5 protein-coding genes are annotated in these 3,685 nt (G+C 38.7%); 2 read left to right on the top strand and 3 right to left on the bottom strand.

What is annotated here, in order from left to right; genetic code table 11:
* The coding region (locus tag AC1DG9_RS25030) for a helix-turn-helix domain-containing protein (protein ID WP_477635458.1) at nt 1-555 on the top strand (555 nt) is incomplete at its 5' end.
* Nucleotide 556: 1 nt separating this feature from the next.
* On the opposite strand, the gene AC1DG9_RS25025 is transcribed toward AC1DG9_RS25030, so the two are convergent.
* The 3 genes from AC1DG9_RS25025 to AC1DG9_RS25015 all read right to left on the bottom strand — a co-directional run bounded on the left by AC1DG9_RS25025 (nt 557) and on the right by AC1DG9_RS25015 (nt 3,153).
* On the bottom strand, nt 557-1,627 hold the full coding sequence (locus AC1DG9_RS25025; protein WP_172662684.1) for an alpha/beta hydrolase: 1,071 nt from the start codon (nt 1,625-1,627) through the stop codon (nt 557-559).
* Nucleotides 1,628-1,629: 2 nt separating this feature from the next.
* Nucleotides 1,630-2,211: a sugar O-acetyltransferase gene (locus tag AC1DG9_RS25020; protein ID WP_172662683.1), complete on the bottom strand. Its 582-nt coding sequence runs from the start codon at nt 2,209-2,211 to the stop codon at nt 1,630-1,632.
* 63 nt (nt 2,212-2,274) lie between these two features.
* Entirely contained in the window at nt 2,275-3,153 is an 879-nt protein-coding gene (locus AC1DG9_RS25015; protein ID WP_477635457.1) for a helix-turn-helix domain-containing protein, read from the bottom strand.
* 182 nt (nt 3,154-3,335) lie between these two features.
* Here AC1DG9_RS25015 and AC1DG9_RS25010 point away from each other — a divergent pair.
* Nucleotides 3,336-3,685: hypothetical protein (locus AC1DG9_RS25010; protein WP_477635456.1), on the top strand; the 350-nt coding region annotated here is incomplete at its 3' end.

Here is a 3,685-nt window from a genome sequence, read left to right as displayed (position 1 = left end):
AAAGATTACTCTTTTTTTTCCTATGATGTGAACGAAGCACTTCATTTATCAAAAAAGGAAAGAGCAAATATTAATGATTGTTTTGAGAAGATTGCGTCTGAAATTGATATGAATATTGATAAACATAGTAAGACCTTGATTGTATCTAATATTGAGCTTTTCCTTAACTACTGCATGCGTTTTTATGACCGCCAATTTATCACCCGCACCAATATCAATCACGATATTTTGGTACGGTTTGAAAATCTATTGAATGATTACTTCAAATCAGATTTGACACAGAATTTAGGCTTGCCAAGTGTAGCCTGGTGCGCAGAACAATTGCATTTGTCGCCAAATTATTTTGGGGATTTAATAAAGAAAGAAACCGGAAATACTGCATTGGACTATATTCAATCGAAATTAATAGACGAAGCTAAGATTAAAATATTTGATCCTTTTAAATCTATAAGTAATATTGCAGATGAATTAGGATTTAAATACCAACAGCATTTTACACGTCTGTTTAAACAGCGGACCGGAATGACGCCCAATGAGTATAGGAAAAGATGTTAAACTATTTAAGACTCTGCTTAAAAAACAATTCCAGTTTATCAAAAGGAATGACATCAATTTTATCATATAAATCAACATGAACTGCATCTGGAATGATCATTAGTTCCTTAGGCTCTGCAGCCATTTTATAGATGTCCTCACTGAAATAGCGTGAATGTGCATTTGCTCCTGCTATCAGCAGAATTGGTCGCGGAGAGATCTCTTTAATGTAAGATAACAATGGCATGTTCATAAATGATAATGGATTGGTGACAAGCCATGCCCCATTTGAATTGACCGAATTAGGATGAAAGCCACGAGGAGTACGGTAGTAGTTAAAATAATCTACAACGAACTGAGGCTCATCTCCCTTCAATTTCTCTGGCAAATTACGAGGCCCATCAGCTGGCGCTCCTTTTTCGGCATCTTCCCAACGCTGTTGGCCAATTTTTTCAAGCATTTGGGTACGTTGTTCAATGGTCATCGAGTCATTGTAGCCTTTCGACATCACTCTGGTCATATCATACATACTAGTTGTGGCAACAGCCTTTACTCGTTTATCAACAGCCACCGCATTTAGTGCCATCCCGCCAAAACCACAGATTCCAATAATTCCTATTTTATTCCTGTCAATAAATGGCTGTAATCCAAGATAGTCAACTGCTGCGCTGAAATCTTCGGTATTAATGTCCGGTGAGGCTACGTTTCTTGGTTCGCCACCACTCTCGCCAGTGTAAGATGGGTCGAATGCGATTACAGCAAATCCACGTTCTGCCATGATGTTGGCATATAGACCTGAAGATTGCTGTTTAACTGCACCAAATGGTCCGCTAACGGCAAGCGCAGCTAATTTTTCGTTCCCGTGGTTTTTAGGTAGGTATAGATCGCCAGATAATGTAATTCCATACCGGTTTTTGAAGCTAACTTTTTGGCGAGTAACCTTATCGCTTAATTTGAATGTATAATGTTCAGATTGTTCTGTAGTGTTCATTTTCTTTAAATTGTTATTAGATGATATTTTTTGCGCAGTTTGTGCGGTTAGTTGAGTAACAGCTATCAGCACTGCAACCATTGTTAGTTTTAAATTTTTCATTGTCATCTATTGTTATTTAGGTCATTAAATTCTATTTGTTTGAGCATTTTTGCGGGAACACCACCTACTATGGTGTTAGCAGGAACATCTTTTGAAACTACAGCACCTGCAGCAACAATTGAATTTTCGCCGATGGTTACCCCAGGAAGTATAGTTGCGCCGGCACCTATCCATGCATTTTGTTTAATTAGGATGGGTTGACACAACATTCCGCGTCGTTCGCTTGGCAGTAAAGGATGGTTTTCAGTAACAAGGTTTACTCTAGGGCCTATAAGCACATGATCTTCAATTGTAATACCGCCCATATCTAAAAAAGAACAGGCATGATTGATAAAAACATGTTTGCCTATCTTAATGGATTGACCAAAGTTGGTATGAAAAGGAACAAACACAGTTGTGCTCTTATCCAATGGATGGCCAAAAATCTCACCAAGCTTCTCCCTGATCTTATCTGTACTTGTCGAATTGTTGAGTGAAGGAGATAGCGCTAACGTACGGTTGACTACTTCATCAACCCTGTAAAATTCTGGATCATGTAGATGTACAAGCTCACCGCTCCTTAGTCTGTGGAAGATATCTTTCATACCACAAAGTTCGGTAACTGCCGCCCATGCGGTTAAAGATTATCAAACCGATACTTAAGAATTTCAAACCAATGTTTCCCGAAAGGCAGATGGATTGGTTCCCGTCATCTTTTTAAAGAAGTTATTGAAATAAGTTGGGTATTCGAAACCCAGTGCGTAGGCAATTTCAGAAATGTTCCAAGTTGTGTGCTGTAGCAGGGCTTTTGCTTCTGAGATAATGCGCTCGGTAATGTGGGCAGTAGTTGGTTTGCCYGTAAATTCCTTAACCGCCCTATTGAGATAATTAGCGTGTACATTTAAAGCAAGGGCATAGTCTTGTGCCGTTTTGAATTGTAGTGGCCTATCGGTGGTTTCGACCGKAAATTGCCTTTCTAGCAGTTCAAAGAATACTGAGGTTAAACGGCCTGCCGCATTCTTGTGTTGATCGAAGTCGGCAGATGGTTGAATCTTTAGTGCTTCATGGATAATCAGGTTGATGTAATTTCTGATCAGATCATCTTTATAGGCATAATCGCTCTTTTGTTCCTCGATCATTTTAAGGAATATGGAATTCAAAAAATCTCTCTTACCTTCATCTATCTTTATTATGGGCGTACCTCCTATTTTGAATAAAGGAGAATGTTGTAAGCTCTCGCTCCGTTCCGAAGCGCTAAAAAAATCTTCCGAAAAAAGCACGGTATAACCTGCATAGGTTGTAGAAAGCGTCTCCCAGGAATATGGAACGTGTGGGTTGCCAAAGAACAGAATTGTACCCTCGTGCTCAAAGCTCCTGTCTGCATAATGGACAATGCTTTTTCCCGTTGTCAGGCAGATTTTATAGAAGTCCTTGCGGTTATAGATTCGTGTAGCATGGCTATCTGCCTCAAGTTGCCAAACATTAAAACCTTTAAGCTTTAGTTCAGTATTGAACTCTGATACCGGACGTTCGATTTTCGCACCCATTACACAAAGCTAAGAAATTCAAATCAACTCATCTAATCCAATATTCTCTTCTTTGTTGTAGTTTAACTCATGTTACTTCATAACCTTTAGGTAACTACTAATAAATTGTAACTATATATAGCATAATTTTGCTGGCAACAAAAACGAATAAATAATTAAACGAATTATAAACGACAATATACATGGGACTAGAACAAATAATAGATTCTTCGATACTGGACATTTTTCCACTTATGCCGTCAACAGGCGCCTGGCCATTTACAATGATCCGCATTGACCGCAATGAACTTTCAGATCTTGAGATGGATAAGCCCCTGTTTGCTCCTTTTCAGTTACTTGTGCTTAAAAGGACTGATTTTAATGATAAGGACCTACTTGATTACGCAATAAAATCTAAGGAATATCACACCATCCTCCCCCCTTTCAGATCTAATTTCCTTGAAAATTATAGCATCACGATAGGAAATGAAAAGGAATTACAGGAATGGGCGGATAAGACCACTAGTTTAGCAATTGGACTAGTGATTAACAC

This window comes from Pedobacter sp. 05L430, from assembly GCF_056397585.1.
Note: the sequence above shows the minus strand (reverse complement) of the source record. Positions and strands in the feature narration are given on the sequence as shown.

What these genes read in the sequence shown, in the direction of transcription:
- AC1DG9_RS25025 (WP_172662684.1), bottom strand. Translation starts at nt 1,627, where the DNA reads ATGAAAAATTTAAAACTAACAATGGTTGCAGTGCTGATAGCTGTTACT.
- AC1DG9_RS25020 (WP_172662683.1), bottom strand. Translation starts at nt 2,211, where the DNA reads ATGAAAGATATCTTCCACAGACTAAGGAGCGGTGAGCTTGTACATCTA.